Origin of the sequence: Nocardiopsis dassonvillei subsp. dassonvillei DSM 43111, assembly GCF_000092985.1 — a bacterium.
Classification (GTDB): Bacteria; Actinomycetota; Actinomycetes; order Streptosporangiales; family Streptosporangiaceae; genus Nocardiopsis; species Nocardiopsis dassonvillei.
Genome location: NC_014210.1, coordinates 3530285 through 3543968, shown reverse-complemented (window position 1 = coordinate 3543968; position 13684 = coordinate 3530285). Strand labels below are relative to the sequence as shown.

The window sequence follows — 13684 nt, the reverse complement described above, 5'->3', positions numbered from 1 at the left end:
TCATCCTACGTTTTCGGGGGCTCTCTCCGGCTCCCCGCCGTCCCCGGTCCGCGCCCGGCTCCGGTCCGCCCGGTCCGGGCCCCTCGCGGGCCGCACGGCCCCGGCCCGGTCCGCTCCCGGGGGCCGGGCCACGACCGCGGCCAGCAGCAGTCCCCAGGCCGCCACGGCCACCGCGGGCTGCGCCAGCGTCATGACCAGCCCGTGCACCGTCTGGTCCGCCCGGCCGGTCAGGACCTGCACCCCGATCCACAGGAACGGCAGCGCCGCCGCGAGCAGGTTCACCAGCAGCGCGGCCCACACCAGTCCGGGACGGGCGGGCCGCCGCCGCAGCACCAGGGCGCCGCCCGCGGCGAGCAGGAACAACGGCGGGCCGAGGTAGCGGACCGCGATGAACCAGGGGACTCCGATCGCTTCCATGCCCGGACCCTATCGAGCCCCCACCACTGGCGGGCGAACGTGCAACAAACCGGCAAAGTGGTGTGAAATGGTCCGGGCCGTGGAACGACGCGGCCCCCGCCCGCACCCCGCTGGAGTGTCCTCGATGTCCCGACGCCGTGCCCGTTCCCCCCGCGCCCACGAACGGTACGTCCCCCGCTGGCCGCTCCTGGCCGGAGCCCTGGCCCTGCTGTTGGTGGCCCTCGTCGGCGGCTACACCGGCGGCCTGCTCGTGTCCGGAGGCGACCGGTCCGAGGAGCCGGAGATGACCACGGCCTCGGGCATCCTGGTCCAGCCGCCCGGAGCCCCCGAGTCCGAGGAGCCCGCCGAGGAGCCGTCGGAGGAGGAGGTCGTCCACCCCGCGGGCCTGGACCCCGCGCTCGTCTACGCGGTCCAGAGCGTCCACGGCGGCCGCGTCATGGACGTCGCGGGCACGTCCACCGCCAACGGCGCGTACATCCACCTGTGGGACCGCCACGACCAGACCAACCAGCAGTGGCGCTTCATCCCCGTGGACGGGGGCTTCTACGAGATCGAGGGCGTGGGCAGCGGCAAGCTCCTGGAGATCCCCGCCGACCCGGCCGCGCAGCCAGGCGCGGCACTGCTCACCCGCACCGGCTCGCCCAACCAGCACTGGTCGCTCATCGAGGTGGGGCCGGGCGTGGTCCGCCTGGTCAACCGGGCCACCGGCCAGGCACTGGAGGCGCAGGGCGGCGCCCCCGACAACGGCACCAGGGTCGCCCAGGCGCCCGACGGCGGCCACGCCCACCAGCAGTGGCGCCTGCTGCCCCTGGGCTGACCCCGCCCGGGGTCACTCCCAGCGGAAGAGGCGGCTGGCCAGGACGCCGCAGACCAGCGCCCACACGGCCAGCACCGCGAACGCGCCGGGGCCCGGCAGGGAACCGTCGGCCAGGACCGTGCGCAGCCCCGAGCTGAGCGCCGTGATCGGCAGAGCCGACGCCGCCTGCTCCAGCGGTCCGGGGAAGCTGCTGACCGGGAAGAGGACCCCGCCCAGGCCCAGCAGCAGCACGTACACCAGGTTGGCCCCGGCCAGGGTCGCCTCGGCCCGCAGCGTGCCCGCCATCAGCAGGGCCAGCGAGCTGAACGCGGCGGTGGCCAGCAGCACCAGCGCCACGGCCGCCAGCACGCCCGCCGGGCTCACCGCGGGCGACCAGCCCAGCGCCAACGCCACCGCGCACAGCACCACCGTCTGGATCGCCTGCACGCCCAGCACGGCCAGGGTCTTGGCGGCCAGCAGGCCGAAGCGCGACAGCGGGGTCGCCCCCAGCCGCTTGAGCACCCCGTAGCGGCGTTCGAAGCCGGTGCCGATGGCCAGGCCCGTGAACGACGTGGACATCACCGCCAGCGCCAGCACGCCGGGCGTGAGCGCGTCCACCCGCGCCCCCTCGCCCACGTCCAGCACCGAGGTGAGGCTGAAGCCCACCAGCAGCAGCACGGGGATCACCATGGTGAGCAGGAACTGCTCGCCGTGGCGCAGCATGACCCGCAGCTCCATCCCGGCCTGCGCGGCGACCATCCGCCACATCGGCGCGGCCCCGGGCGCGGGGGTGAACAGCGAGGCGTCGTCGCCTCCGTGAGCGGGCGCGTCGGCGGTCGCCCGCGCGGAGGCGGTGGAGGTGTGCTCGTGCATCAGTCGCGCAGTTCCCTGCCGGTGAGTTCGAGGAAGACGTCTTCGAGGGTACGCCGCCGCACGCGCAGGTCCTCGGCCAGGACTCCGGCCGAGGCGCACCAGGCGGTGACCGTGGCCAGGAACTCCGGTCCGGGCGCGCCCCCGCCGCCGGGGAAGACCGCGTACTCGCGGCGGCCGTCGGCCGGGCCCTGGGCCTCCACCCGGCTGCCCTCGGGCAGGGCGGCCTCCAGCAGGGCGGTGTCCACCGGGGCCTCGGCGGAGAAGCAGACCTCCCTGCGCTCCCCGGTCAGCTCGGCCGGGGTGCCCTCGGCGACCACGGCGCCGCGGTCGATGATGACCACGTGGTCGGCCAGCCGCTCGGCCTCCTCCATGTAGTGCGTGGTCAGGATCACCGCCACGCCCGCCTCGCGCAGGGCCGCCACCAGGTCCCAGGTGGCCATGCGCGCCTGCGGGTCCAGGCCCGCGGTCGGCTCGTCCAGGAAGACCAGTTCGGGGCGGCCGACCACGGCGCAGGCCAGGGACAGGCGCTGCTGCTGGCCGCCGGACAGGCGGCGGAAGGGCGTGGTGGCCACCGAGGTCAGGCCCAGCCGCTCCAGCAGCAGGCGGGGCTCGATCGGCCGGGCGTGGAAGGAGGCCATCAGCCGCAGCCACTCGGCGGCGCGGGCGCCGGTGGGCACGCCCCCGGACTGGGGCATCACCCCGACGCGGGGTTTGAGGGCGCCGGAGTCGGCCACGGGGTCCAGGCCCAGCACCCGCACCCGTCCGCCGTCGGCGCGGCGGAAGCCCTCGCAGATCTCGATGGTGCTCGTCTTGCCCGCTCCGTTGGGACCGAGCAGAGCCGTCACCGCGCCCCGGCGCGCGCTGAAGGTGAGGCCGGTGACTGCGGTGGTGGCGCCGTAGCGCTTGACCAGGTCGACGACCTCGACCGCGGCTGTGTCCATGGGCCCTGAGTCTACGTGCGGCCCGGCGGAGGGCTTCACCGCCCCGGCCGGGGCGCCCGGGGCCCGGCGGCGCGCCGAACACTCCCGTCCGGATGCCGATACGGCGGTCTCGGAATATGGTCGTCGGGAAGGATCGCGGGCCCGTCCTTGTTCGTGTCCGCGAGGTTGCCGGTGCGTGAACCCCCTGTAAGGCAAGCCTGTCCTTGGTGACCAAGTCCATGGGGTCGGGTTTGCCTCGGCGGACTTATTTACGCCACACTGATGTTGTCAAAACCAGAGGGCCGCGTCAGAGAGGGAGGGGAAGACTGTGTCCGAGGCGTCCAGTGTGACCCGTCCCCTGGCCGGAACGGAGCGCGGGGCCGAGACCGGCACCCGCGCACGGGTCGCGCGGCTCATCCTGGAGAAGGGCCCGATCACCGCCTCCGCCCTGGGAGAGCGGCTCGGGCTCACCCCGGCGGCCATCCGCCGCCACCTCGACAACCTGACCAGCGAGGGCATGGTCGAGGCCCGCGACGCCCGGCCCCACGGCGGGCGACGCCGCCGGGGCCGCCCGGCGCGCGTCTTCGCCATCACCGAGGCCGGACGCGACGCCTTCGTCCACGCCTACGACGACCTCGCCACCAGCGCGCTCCGCTTCCTGGCCGACACGGCCGGTCCCGGAGCCGTGGGCGAGTTCGCGCGCAGTCAGGTCGCCGACCTGGAGCGGCGCTACAAGCCCCTGCTGGACGCGGTTCCCGCGAAGCAACGCGTCCGGCTGCTGGCCGAGGCCCTCTCCAACGACGGCTACGCCGCCACCGCGGGCCGGGCGCCCGCGCCCGGCGGCGGCGACCAGTTGTGCCAGCACCACTGCCCCGTCGCGCACGTGGCCGCCGAGTTCCCGCAACTCTGTGAGGCCGAGATCGAGGCCTTCGCGCGGCTGCTGGGCACCCCGGTGCGCAGGCTGGCCACCATCGCCCACGGCGACGGTGTGTGCACCACCCACGTCACCCCCCGGGGCGACGCGGCGAGCGGGGAGGACGGCACCCCCGCGGCCAAGGCCATCCGCCAGGCGGCGGACGGCTCAGTTCACCACAAGGACGTCTGAGTCCAGGAGGAGTCCGCGCATGACGTCTATCGCGCATCCCGAGCTCGAGGGGATCGGAACATACGAGTACGGCTGGGCCGACTCCGACGCGGCCGGGGCCTCGGCCCGCCGCGGTCTCAACGAAGAGGTCGTCCGCGACATCTCCGCCAAGAAGGACGAGCCGGAGTGGATGACCAAGCTCCGCCTCAAGTCCCTACGGCTCTTCGACAAGAAGCCCATGCCCAACTGGGGCGCGGACCTGTCCAAGATCGACTTCGACAACATCAAGTACTTCGTGCGGTCCACGGAGAAGCAGGCCACCTCCTGGGAGGACCTGCCCGAGGACATCAAGAACACCTACGACAGGCTGGGCATCCCCGAGGCGGAGAAGCAGCGCCTGGTCGCCGGTGTCGCCGCGCAGTACGAGTCCGAGGTCGTCTACCACCAGATCCGCGAGGACCTGGAGGAGCAGGGTGTCATCTTCCTGGACACCGACACCGCCCTCAAGGAGCACCCGGAGATCTTCGAGGAGTACTTCGGCTCCGTGATCCCGGCCGGCGACAACAAGTTCGCCGCGCTCAACACCGCCGTGTGGAGCGGCGGGTCGTTCATCTACGTGCCCAAGAACGTGCACGTGGAGATCCCGCTCCAGGCCTACTTCCGGATCAACACCGAGAACATGGGCCAGTTCGAGCGGACCCTGATCATCGTCGACGAGGGCGCCTACGTCCACTACGTCGAGGGCTGCACCGCGCCGATCTACAAGTCGGACTCGCTGCACTCCGCGGTCGTGGAGATCATCGTCAAGAAGAACGCCCGCTGCCGTTACACGACCATCCAGAACTGGTCCAACAACGTCTTCAACCTGGTCACCAAGCGCGCCGTGGCCGAAGAGGGCGCGACCATGGAGTGGATCGACGGCAACATCGGCTCCCAGGTCACCATGAAGTACCCGGCCGTCTACCTGATGGGCGAGCACGCCAAGGGCGAGACCCTGTCCATCGCCTTCGCGGGCGAGGGCCAGCACCAGGACACCGGGTCCAAGATGGTGCACTGCGCGCCCAACACCTCCTCCACCATCATCTCCAAGTCGGTGGCACGCGGCGGGGGCCGCGCCTCCTACCGGGGACTGGTGCAGGTGCAGGAGGGCGCCGACCACGCCAAGTCCTCGGTCAAGTGCGACGCGCTGCTGATCGACACCATCAGCCGTTCGGACACCTACCCCTACAACGACCTGCGCGAGGACGACGCCGAGCTCGCGCACGAGGCGACCGTCTCCAAGGTCAGTGAGGACCAGCTCTTCTACCTGATGAGCCGGGGCATGGACGAGGACGAGGCCATGGCCATGATCGTGCGCGGGTTCGTCGAGCCCATCGCGCGCGAGCTGCCCATGGAGTACGCGCTGGAACTGAACCGGCTGATCGAGCTTCAGATGGAAGGAGCGGTTGGTTAAGTTGACCAGCCCGAGCACCGAACCCAAGGCCCACAGCCACGGCCTGGGGGAGATCCCGTTCTCCAAGTTGGCCACCCACGGGTCCTTCGACGTGAACGACTTCCCCGTCCCCGGCGGCCGTGAGGAGGAGTGGCGCTTCACTCCGATCCGCCGCCTCAAGGGCCTGCACGACGGCAGCGCCGTCGCCGACGGCACCGACAAGCTCGACGTGGACGTCCCCGAGGGCGCCACCGTCGAGACGGTCGGCCGCGGCGACGCGCGGCTCGGCACCGCCGGGTTCCCCGCCGACCGCGTCACCGCCCAGGCCTACACCTCCTTCGAGGAGGCCACGGTCATCACGGTCGCGCAGGGCGCGGCCCTGGAGCGGCCGATCACCGTCAACCGCCAGGCCCAGGGCGGCACGCGCTACGACCAGTTCGTCCTGGACGTCAAGCCGCTGGCCGAGGCGGTCGTGGTCCTCAACCAGACCGGCACGGGCGTGCGCGCGGGCAGCGTGGACATCCACGTCGGCGAGGGCGCGCGCCTGACGCTGATCAGCGTCCAGGACTGGGACGGCGACGCCGTCGACGTCTCGCAGCACAACGCCCAGGTGGCCAAGGACGCCACGTTCAAGTCGATCGTGATCACCCTGGGCGGCGACCTGGTCCGGCTCTCCCCGAAGGTGGCCTACAAGGGGCGCGGCGCCAACGCCGAGCTCCACGGGCTGTACTTCACCGGCGACGGCCAGCACCACGAGCACCGCTCGCTCATCGACCACAACATGTCCAACACCCGCTCGCGGGTGGAGTACAAGGGCGCGCTGAGCGGCAAGGACGCCCACGGTGTGTGGATCGGCGACGTGATCATCGGTGAGGGCACCACCGGCACCGACTCCTACGAGCACAACCGCAACCTCCAGCTCACCGACGACACCCGTGTGGACTCGGTGCCCAACCTGGAGATCTTCACCGGTGAGGTGGAGGGCGCCGGGCACGCCGCCGCCAGCGGTCGCCTCGACGACATCCACCTGTTCTACCTGCGCTCCCGGGGCATCCCGGAGGACGAGGCCCGGCGCCTGGTCATCCGCGGCTACTTCCTGGAGCTCATCAACCGGATCCCGGTCGAGGAGCTGCGTGAGGAGATCATGGCCAAGGTCGAGCGCAAGCTGGCCGCCCATGAGTGAGGCCGGACGCTGGGTGAAGGTCGCCGAGCTCTCCGAGATCCCCGAGGAGGGGGCCCTCGGGGTCGAGACCGACGACGAGACACCCATCGCCCTGGTCCGCAGCGAGGGCGAGGTGTACGCCGTGCGGGACGTGTGCTCGCACGCCGAGGTCCGCCTGTCCGAGGGCGAGGTCGAGGACGGCACCATCGAGTGCTGGCTGCACGGCTCCTGCTTCGACCTGCGCTCGGGGGCGCCGATCAATCCGCCCGCGACCCAGGCGGTCCCCACCTACGACGTGAAGATCGACGGCGAAGACGTGCTCGTCTCGCTGGATGAGAAGAATTCCTGAGGCCTGAAATGACCAAGTTCGAAATCCGCGGCCTGCGCGCCGACGTCCTCATCGGCGAGGACGAGCGGCAGGAGATCCTCAAGGGCGTTGACCTGACCGTCAACTCCGGTGAGACCCACGCCATCATGGGGCCCAACGGCTCGGGCAAGTCCACCCTCGCCTACGCGATCGCTGGCCACCCGCGCTACGAGATCACCGAGGGCGAGGTCCTCGTCGACGGCGAGAACATCCTGGAGATGAGCGTCGACGAGCGCGCCCGCGCCGGCGTGTTCCTGGCCATGCAGTACCCGGTCGAGGTCCCGGGCGTGTCCATGTCCAACTTCCTGCGCAGCTCCGTCACCGCGGTGCGCGGCGAGGCCCCCAAGCTCCGCCAGTTCTCCAAGGAGCTCCAGGGAGCGATGAAGGACCTGTCCATCGACCCGGCCTTCGCCGCCCGCGGCGTCAACGAGGGTTTCTCCGGCGGTGAGAAGAAGCGCCACGAGATCCTCCAGCTGGAGCTGCTCAAGCCCAAGGTCGCCATCCTGGACGAGACCGACTCCGGCCTGGACGTCGACGCGCTCAAGGTCGTCTCCGAGGGCGTCAACCGCGCCAAGGCGAGCGGTGAGATGGGCGTCATGCTCATCACGCACTACACCCGGATCCTCAACTACGTGAAGCCCGACTTCGTGCACGTGTTCGCGGGCGGCCGCGTCGCCGAGTCCGGCGGCCCGGAGCTGGCCGACGTGCTGGAGGCCGAGGGCTACGAGCGTTTCGTGAAGGCGGGCGCGTAACCGATGACCACAGTCCGCGAGTTCGGTCGGGCCGGGGCGGCCCCGCTCGACGTCGCGGCGATCCGGGAGGACTTCCCGATCCTCTCCCGGACCGTCCGCGACGGGCGGCCGCTGGTGTACCTCGACTCCGGGGCCACCTCGCAGAAGCCCCGTCAGGTGCTCGACGCCGAACGTGAGTTCTACGAACGCCACAACGCGGCGGTGCACCGTGGCGCGCACCAGCTCGCGGAGGAGGCGACCGACGCCTACGAGGCGGCCCGGGAGACCATCGCCCGGTTCATCGGGGCCGACGCCGGGGAGGTGGTGTTCACCAAGAACGCCACCGAGGGCGTCAACCTGGTGGCCTACGCGCTGAGCAACTCCGCGACCGCCGACGAGGAGCTGCGCCGCTTCCAGGTGGGGCCCGGCGACGAGGTCGTGGTGACCGAGATGGAGCACCACGCCAACCTGGTGCCCTGGCAGCAGCTGTGCCAGCGCACCGGGGCGACCCTGCGCTGGTTCCCGGTGACCGACGAGGGGCGCCTGGACCTGTCGGGGATCGCCGACCTGGTCAACGAGCGCACCAAGGTCGTGGCGTTCAGCCACCAGTCCAACGTGCTGGGCACCGTCAACCCGGTCGGGGAGATCGTCGCCCGGGCCCGCGAGGTCGGCGCGCTGACCGTGCTGGACGCCTGCCAGTCGGTCCCGCACATGCCGGTCGACGTGGCCGCGCTGGGCGTGGACTTCCTGGTCTTCTCCGGCCACAAGATGCTCGGTCCCAACGGGATCGGGGTGCTGTGGGGGCGCCGGGAGCTGCTGGAGGCCATCCCGCCGTTCATCACCGGCGGTTCCATGATCGGCGTGGTCCACATGGAGTACTCCACCTGGGCCGACCCGCCCCAGCGCTTCGAGGCCGGTGTGCCGATGGCCCCGCAGGCCGTCGGCCTGGCCGCGGCCTGCGACTACCTGTCCCGCGTGGGCATGGAGCGGGTCGCCGAGCACGAGCACGCGCTGACCGAGTACGCGCTGGAGCGGATCGGCGCCCTGGAGGGCGTGCGGATCGTCGGCCCCGCCGAGGCGGTGGACCGCGGCGGCGCCGTGTCCTTCGCCGTGGACGACATCCACCCGCACGACGTGGGCCAGGTCCTGGACGACCGGGGCGTCGAGGTCCGGGTGGGCCACCACTGCGCCTGGCCGCTGCACCGCAGGCTGGGCGTCGTCGCGACCACGCGCGCGTCCTTCTACCTGTACAACACGCGGGAGGACGTGGACGCGCTCGTGGAGGCCATCAGGGCCGCGCAGAAGTTCTTCGGAACCCGGCCCTAGAGCGAGGAACAGCCTGACCATGCAGTTGGACGCGATGTACCAGGAGATCATCCTGGACCACTACCGCAACCCGCACCACAAGGGCCTGCGCGATCCGCACAACGCGGAGGCGCACCACATCAACCCCACCTGCGGGGACGAGGTGACGCTCCGGGTGGCGCTGACCCCCGCCGAGGGCTCCGGCGGCCTCGACCGCGAGGCCGTCGTCAGCGACGTCTCCTACGAGGGGATGGGCTGCTCGATCAGCCAGGCCAGCACCTCGGTGCTGACCGACCTGCTCATCGGCCGCACCGTCGCCGAGGGCATGACCACCCTGGACGCCTTCACCGAGCTGATGCAGTCCAAGGGCAAGGGCGAGCCCGACGAGGACGTGCTGGAGGACGCCGTGGCGTTCGTCGGCGTGTCCAAGTACCCCGCGCGGATCAAGTGCGCCCTGTTGGGGTGGATGGCCTGGAAGGACGCCGTGTCGCAGTCCCTGGAGAAGGAAGCCGTCTGATGAGCGAGAACGAGACGACAACGACCGAGGCCGTCGAGGGCGCTCCCCTCTCCCCGGAGGCGGAGGCGCTGGTCGAGGAGATCAGCGAGGCGCTCAAGGACGTGATCGACCCCGAGCTGGGCGTGAACGTCGTCGACCTGGGCCTGCTGTACGGGGTGAACGCCGACGACAGCACCATCACGCTGGACATGACCCTGACCAGCGCGGCGTGCCCCCTGACCGACGTGATCGAGGACCAGGCCACCAGCGCCCTGGACGAGTTCGAGCGCGACGTCAAGATCAACTGGGTCTGGATGCCGCCGTGGGGTCCGGACAAGATCACCGACGACGGGCGCGACCAGCTGCGCATGCTGGGCTTCAACGTCTGACACGCGCCGCACGCGCGAAACGGGCCGGCTACCCCTCGGGGACCGGCCCGTTCGCGTGTGCGGGGCCGCTGCCGCGGGGCCCCCGGAGCCCTTCCGGTGCCGCGGCGGCCGGTGACGGTCCGCGTCGCGGGGACGGGAGCGGCCCCCGCGCGGTCGGGCGCGGGGGCCGTGGGAGCCTCAGGGCCTTCGGGCGCGGGCGCCCGGGGCCGTCAGTAGACGAGGGGGTTGAACTGGGGGGCGGCGAAGGTGCCGCCGGCGTGGAAGTCGACGCTGCGCCCGGCGGGCACCCGGTACTGGGTGGTGGTCTTGCTCGGCGAGTTGGCCCAGGTGCCCCGGATCGTCACGGAGTAGGAGACACCGGAGGAGCTGATGCCGGTGCTGGTGCACTGGCCGGGGTTGACCACGAAGGTGGTGAAGCTGCCGAAGTCGGCGTAGGCCGTGTAGTCGGAGGACACGTTGCACAGGCGGAAGGTGCCCGCGGCCGCGGCGGGGGTGGCGGTGCCCACCGCGAGGCCGAGGGAGAGCAGGAGGCCCAGGGCCAGGGTGAGGGCGAGCGACTTGCCTCGTGAGAACGCGGCGGACATGGAACTCCTCAGTGTGGTCGTGGAACAGGGGGTGGGACCGCTACCCGGAAGGGGGCGGTGAGTAGTCAACCACACGCACAAGGCCACTTCTAGGGTTTGTGTGTTTTTATTTCTGTCTTTGTGTGTGTTCATGCGGGATTCGTGTGCCTTCAGGGCGTCGTAACGCCCCGTTCGCTTGCGTTGCCGGACCGCTCGGCGCCCCGGCACGCGAAGAGCGCCCGCCGCCGGGGGGCGACGGGCGCTCGTGGCGAGTCGTGCCTAGTGCGCGGCGAACATGCCCGCGCGCAGCTCCGCGGCGATGTCGTTGTCACCGCGCAGGGACAGCAGGTCCACCAGTGACTGGGGGTCGGCGAACGCCTCGTCGTCGCTGTCGGTGATCCGACGGGAGAGGATCTTCAGGGCGTCCTCGGTGGAGGCGGGCGCGGTGTAGCCGCTCAGGTGCAGCGCCCGGGCCGTGGGGGAGTGGCCGCTCAGGTCGGTGGCGGGCAGCTTGCGCGCGTCCAGCCGGTCCCCGGCCACGGTGATGAACACGCGGTCGCCGGGCTGGGCGGCCTGGCGGCGCAGCAGGGGGCGCAGGGAGTCGAACGCCGGCTGGTCGCGCCAGACCAGCACCAGCAGGTCCGCGCCCGGGGCGGTCAGGCACAGCAGCCGCCCGGGCTGGAGGCCCAGGTGGGTGGCGTACCCGGTGGGCACGGCCACGGGCGCGCCGTTGAGGTGGTCGGCGGTGATGTCGATGCGGTGCCACCAGCGCCCGTCGGGGGCGCGGAAGCAGCGGGCAGCCATGGCCGGGTCGCTCGCACCGGACCGCGAGGGCGGGGCGGGCGGCGCGACCGGGGCCGTGGGCGGCAGGCCGTGGGCCTGTCCGGGAGCCGGGCCCAGCGGCACGACGCGGTGCGGGTCCAGGGCGGCGGCGCCGAAGACCGCGGGGACCTGCTCGGGAGCGGGTCCGTGCTGGTGTGAGGGGACGGGCTCGGCCGGGGCCGCGGACGGCTGCGCGTCCACGCGCCGCCGTATGGGCAGCCCGTTCTCGGTGGTGGCCCCCGAGTCCTCCGGGGCGGTGTGGCCCGGGTGGTTGGCGGGCATCTCCATGGGCACCGACGGGTCCGTGAACACGTGTCCGTCCCGCAGGCTCACCCCCGGGGTGCTCAGCAGCCAGGCGCGCAGCTCCTGCTGGCGGATGCCGATCCGGCTGAGCCTGATCCCGGCCTCGGTCATGCTGGGGGCGTCGTCCAGCAGCTCGCGGGTCTGCCAGCGCAGCCGGTTGGGGTCGTCGGCGATCAGCCAGCCGTTGTGCATGCGCCGGTCGGTGAACAGGGTGATGATCACCCGCCACAGCGGCGTGTTGAGGGTGGGCACGTCCACCGGGTGGTCGGGGTGGGCGTTGATCAGGCGGTCGATGGTGGTCGCCGCGCCCAGCTGCTCGGACAGCTCGCGCAGGTGCTTGGTGATCGCGGCGCCCTCGGGCGCGTTGAGCCAGCGCAGCAGGCGCTCCTCCACCTTGCGCTGGGCGGAGCGGATCTCGGTGACGTCCACCGCGATCTGCTCCGAGAGCACGCGGATGCTGATGGGGTCGGTGGCGAACAAGCGCTCGGCGGCCACCGTGCGCTCCAGTTCGGGCCAGGAGCGGAACATCTCCTCGACCAGGTCCACCAGGGGGTGCTGGCCCAGCGCCGGGGCGGGGGGGCGCTCCTCGGCGTGGTCGGGCCGCATGGCCTTGGGCGGGCCGAAGCTGGGGCGGCGCAGGGTGCGCCCGGGCCCCAGCAGGGAGCTGCGGAACTGCGAGCGCAGGTCGCCCGCGCCCTCGCTGCCGGCGCCGTCCCCGCCCACGGCCTCGGTGCGCAGGGCGGAGCCGGGGATCATCGCGGCCGAGCTGACCATGGCCGTGGCCGCCTGCTCCCGGACCGCAGCGCCGGAGGGCTCGGCCTCCTCGCCGCGCTGGGCGCGCAGGGCCCGCAGGGTGCGGATCGCGCGCGTGGCCGGGGTCTGCGGCGGGGCCGCGTGTCCGGGGCTCTCGGTCCCCATCCCGGAGCCCGTGGCCGCGGTGAGGTACTCCAGCGCGCTGTGCACGTGCTCGGGCGCGGAGTCGGGCAGCCAGTGGGCGATGGTGCGCACGGCCTCCATCATCAGGGCGGGGGAGGGGGTGGGGCCCCCGGGAAGCTCGCAGCAGGGCTGTAGCGCGCGCCAGGCCACCGTGCTCAGGATGTCCATGGGGTCGCAGTCGGCGAGCGCCCACGTGCCGATCTCCTGCGGACTCGTGGAGATGAGGCGTTCCCAGTCCCCGGCGGTGGCCGCGACCGCGCCGCGCACGGGCTCGGAGAGGTCGGAGCAGTCCACCAGCTGGGTGCGCAGGCTCGGCAGGAACTCGGCCAGCGGCAGGTGCGACCACTGCTCCAGGGCCAGGCGGGCGATGCCGTGCGCGAGCCAGGGCGGTCCCGCGATGTCCAGGACGCGTGCGACGGGCAGCGAGTGCCACCAGCCGTCGATCAGACGGTCGTGGTGGAGCAGGGGAGCCACGTCCGGCGACCTCGACCACCGCAGTGCGGGTGCGAGGTCGACGAGGCAGATCGGAGAGACGGCGTTCATCCGCTGGGGACCTCGACCTCCTGGTGTCTGCACGTGAATTGGGGAGGAACCGCACGGGCCTTCGGTTCGATGCACCACAGTACGCGCCCCTCACCCGCGGGGAGGCCGGACGGGAGGCCGGTCCGTGCGCCACGGGCGGGCACGGCCAGCCGGGGGACAGGGGTGCCGTGAGCACTTCCCCGAGATCGTACGTCCCCTGACGCCACATGGGTACCCCCGGGCGTGCCAGGTCCGCCGCGACCGGACCGTGACTGCCTTGTGTGATGACCGTGACGAGGGCGTTCCGGCCCCCGGGCCCGCGCCGACGTGTGAGCTACCTCATAGCCGACCCCGGGTTCTTCCCGGGCCCACCGGTCGTTGGTGTTCACGGCGCCTTCATACGGGCGTCCCCCGCGCGCAACGGGCGCGCACGACCGGTCCGGGAAGCATGGAGGCTGGCGGGGTGTGGCGACACACTCCGTCCCAGGCACTCCGTCGTCGGCCGCGGGTATGCTGGAAGGGCACTTTCCTTCGCCCGGGCGACCTTTCCGGCCGGACGGCCGCGC

General features: G+C 72.1%; 14 protein-coding genes. 9 read left to right on the top strand and 5 right to left on the bottom strand.

Features of this window, described 5'->3' with window-relative positions; translation table 11 throughout:
- Entirely contained in the window at positions 1-417 is a 417-nt protein-coding gene (locus NDAS_RS14635) for a hypothetical protein (protein ID WP_013153985.1), read from the bottom strand.
- 124 nt (positions 418-541) lie between these two features.
- Here NDAS_RS14635 and NDAS_RS14630 point away from each other — a divergent pair, with 124 nt between their 5' ends.
- The gene (locus tag NDAS_RS14630) at positions 542-1234 is read left to right on the top strand and encodes an RICIN domain-containing protein (protein WP_013153984.1); all 693 of its coding nucleotides are present in this window, start codon (positions 542-544) and stop codon (positions 1232-1234) included.
- Between the two features lie 12 nt (positions 1235-1246).
- On the opposite strand, the gene NDAS_RS14625 is transcribed toward NDAS_RS14630, so the two are convergent.
- Complete coding sequence (locus NDAS_RS14625; protein ID WP_013153983.1) at positions 1247-2086, bottom strand: ABC transporter permease; 840 nt, start codon at positions 2084-2086, stop codon at positions 1247-1249.
- A complete protein-coding gene (locus NDAS_RS14620) occupies positions 2086-3027 on the bottom strand; it encodes an ABC transporter ATP-binding protein (protein WP_013153982.1) in 942 nt (313 codons plus the stop codon). The genes NDAS_RS14625 and NDAS_RS14620 overlap by 1 nt, the downstream gene beginning before the upstream one ends.
- Before the next feature lie 307 nt (positions 3028-3334).
- Here NDAS_RS14620 and NDAS_RS14615 point away from each other — a divergent pair, with 307 nt between their 5' ends.
- The 8 genes from NDAS_RS14615 to NDAS_RS14580 are packed head-to-tail and all read left to right on the top strand — an operon-like array spanning position 3335 to position 9972.
- Positions 3335-4111, top strand: a complete 777-nt coding sequence (locus NDAS_RS14615; RefSeq protein ID WP_013153981.1) for a helix-turn-helix transcriptional regulator — start codon at positions 3335-3337, stop codon at positions 4109-4111.
- 19 nt (positions 4112-4130) lie between these two features.
- A complete protein-coding gene (gene sufB, locus NDAS_RS14610; RefSeq protein WP_013153980.1) occupies positions 4131-5543 on the top strand; it encodes a Fe-S cluster assembly protein SufB in 1413 nt (470 codons plus the stop codon).
- A 1-nt stretch (position 5544) separates the two neighbouring features.
- On the top strand, positions 5545-6705 hold the full coding sequence (gene sufD, locus NDAS_RS14605; RefSeq protein WP_013153979.1) for a Fe-S cluster assembly protein SufD: 1161 nt from the start codon (positions 5545-5547) through the stop codon (positions 6703-6705).
- The gene (locus tag NDAS_RS14600; protein WP_013153978.1) at positions 6698-7033 is read left to right on the top strand and encodes a non-heme iron oxygenase ferredoxin subunit; all 336 of its coding nucleotides are present in this window, start codon (positions 6698-6700) and stop codon (positions 7031-7033) included. The genes sufD and NDAS_RS14600 overlap by 8 nt, the downstream gene beginning before the upstream one ends.
- An 8-nt stretch (positions 7034-7041) precedes the next feature.
- On the top strand, positions 7042-7803 hold the full coding sequence (gene sufC, locus NDAS_RS14595) for a Fe-S cluster assembly ATPase SufC (RefSeq protein ID WP_013153977.1): 762 nt from the start codon (positions 7042-7044) through the stop codon (positions 7801-7803).
- Positions 7804-7806: 3 nt separating this feature from the next.
- Positions 7807-9108, top strand: a complete 1302-nt coding sequence (locus NDAS_RS14590; RefSeq protein ID WP_013153976.1) for a cysteine desulfurase — start codon at positions 7807-7809, stop codon at positions 9106-9108.
- A 19-nt stretch (positions 9109-9127) separates the two neighbouring features.
- The gene (gene sufU, locus NDAS_RS14585) at positions 9128-9604 is read left to right on the top strand and encodes a Fe-S cluster assembly sulfur transfer protein SufU (protein ID WP_013153975.1); all 477 of its coding nucleotides are present in this window, start codon (positions 9128-9130) and stop codon (positions 9602-9604) included.
- Positions 9604-9972, top strand: a complete 369-nt coding sequence (locus NDAS_RS14580) for a metal-sulfur cluster assembly factor (protein ID WP_013153974.1) — start codon at positions 9604-9606, stop codon at positions 9970-9972. Before sufU ends, NDAS_RS14580 begins: the two co-directional genes overlap by 1 nt.
- Positions 9973-10181: 209 nt before the next feature.
- On the opposite strand, the gene NDAS_RS14575 is transcribed toward NDAS_RS14580, so the two are convergent.
- Both NDAS_RS14575 and NDAS_RS14570 read right to left on the bottom strand, forming a co-directional pair.
- Positions 10182-10556, bottom strand: coding sequence for a hypothetical protein (locus NDAS_RS14575; protein WP_013153973.1), 375 nt, complete (start codon positions 10554-10556; stop codon positions 10182-10184).
- Positions 10557-10814: 258 nt separating this feature from the next.
- Positions 10815-13139, bottom strand: coding sequence for a hypothetical protein (locus NDAS_RS14570; protein ID WP_013153972.1), 2325 nt, complete (start codon positions 13137-13139; stop codon positions 10815-10817).
- Positions 13140-13684 lie beyond the last annotated feature (545 nt).

Bases quoted from the DNA above. Each gene is read 5' to 3' on its own strand.
- NDAS_RS14590 (WP_013153976.1), top strand. From the start codon at position 7,807: ATGACCACAGTCCGCGAGTTCGGTCGGGCCGGGGCGGCCCCGCTCGAC.
- NDAS_RS14570 (WP_013153972.1), bottom strand. From the start codon at position 13,139: ATGAACGCCGTCTCTCCGATCTGCCTCGTCGACCTCGCACCCGCACTG.
- NDAS_RS14635 (WP_013153985.1), bottom strand. From the start codon at position 417: ATGGAAGCGATCGGAGTCCCCTGGTTCATCGCGGTCCGCTACCTCGGC.
- sufC (WP_013153977.1), top strand. From the start codon at position 7,042: ATGACCAAGTTCGAAATCCGCGGCCTGCGCGCCGACGTCCTCATCGGC.
- sufB (WP_013153980.1), top strand. From the start codon at position 4,131: ATGACGTCTATCGCGCATCCCGAGCTCGAGGGGATCGGAACATACGAG.
- NDAS_RS14580 (WP_013153974.1), top strand. From the start codon at position 9,604: ATGAGCGAGAACGAGACGACAACGACCGAGGCCGTCGAGGGCGCTCCC.
- NDAS_RS14620 (WP_013153982.1), bottom strand. From the start codon at position 3,027: ATGGACACAGCCGCGGTCGAGGTCGTCGACCTGGTCAAGCGCTACGGC.
- NDAS_RS14625 (WP_013153983.1), bottom strand. From the start codon at position 2,086: ATGCACGAGCACACCTCCACCGCCTCCGCGCGGGCGACCGCCGACGCG.
- NDAS_RS14575 (WP_013153973.1), bottom strand. From the start codon at position 10,556: ATGTCCGCCGCGTTCTCACGAGGCAAGTCGCTCGCCCTCACCCTGGCC.
- NDAS_RS14600 (WP_013153978.1), top strand. From the start codon at position 6,698: ATGAGTGAGGCCGGACGCTGGGTGAAGGTCGCCGAGCTCTCCGAGATC.
- sufU (WP_013153975.1), top strand. From the start codon at position 9,128: ATGCAGTTGGACGCGATGTACCAGGAGATCATCCTGGACCACTACCGC.
- NDAS_RS14630 (WP_013153984.1), top strand. From the start codon at position 542: ATGTCCCGACGCCGTGCCCGTTCCCCCCGCGCCCACGAACGGTACGTC.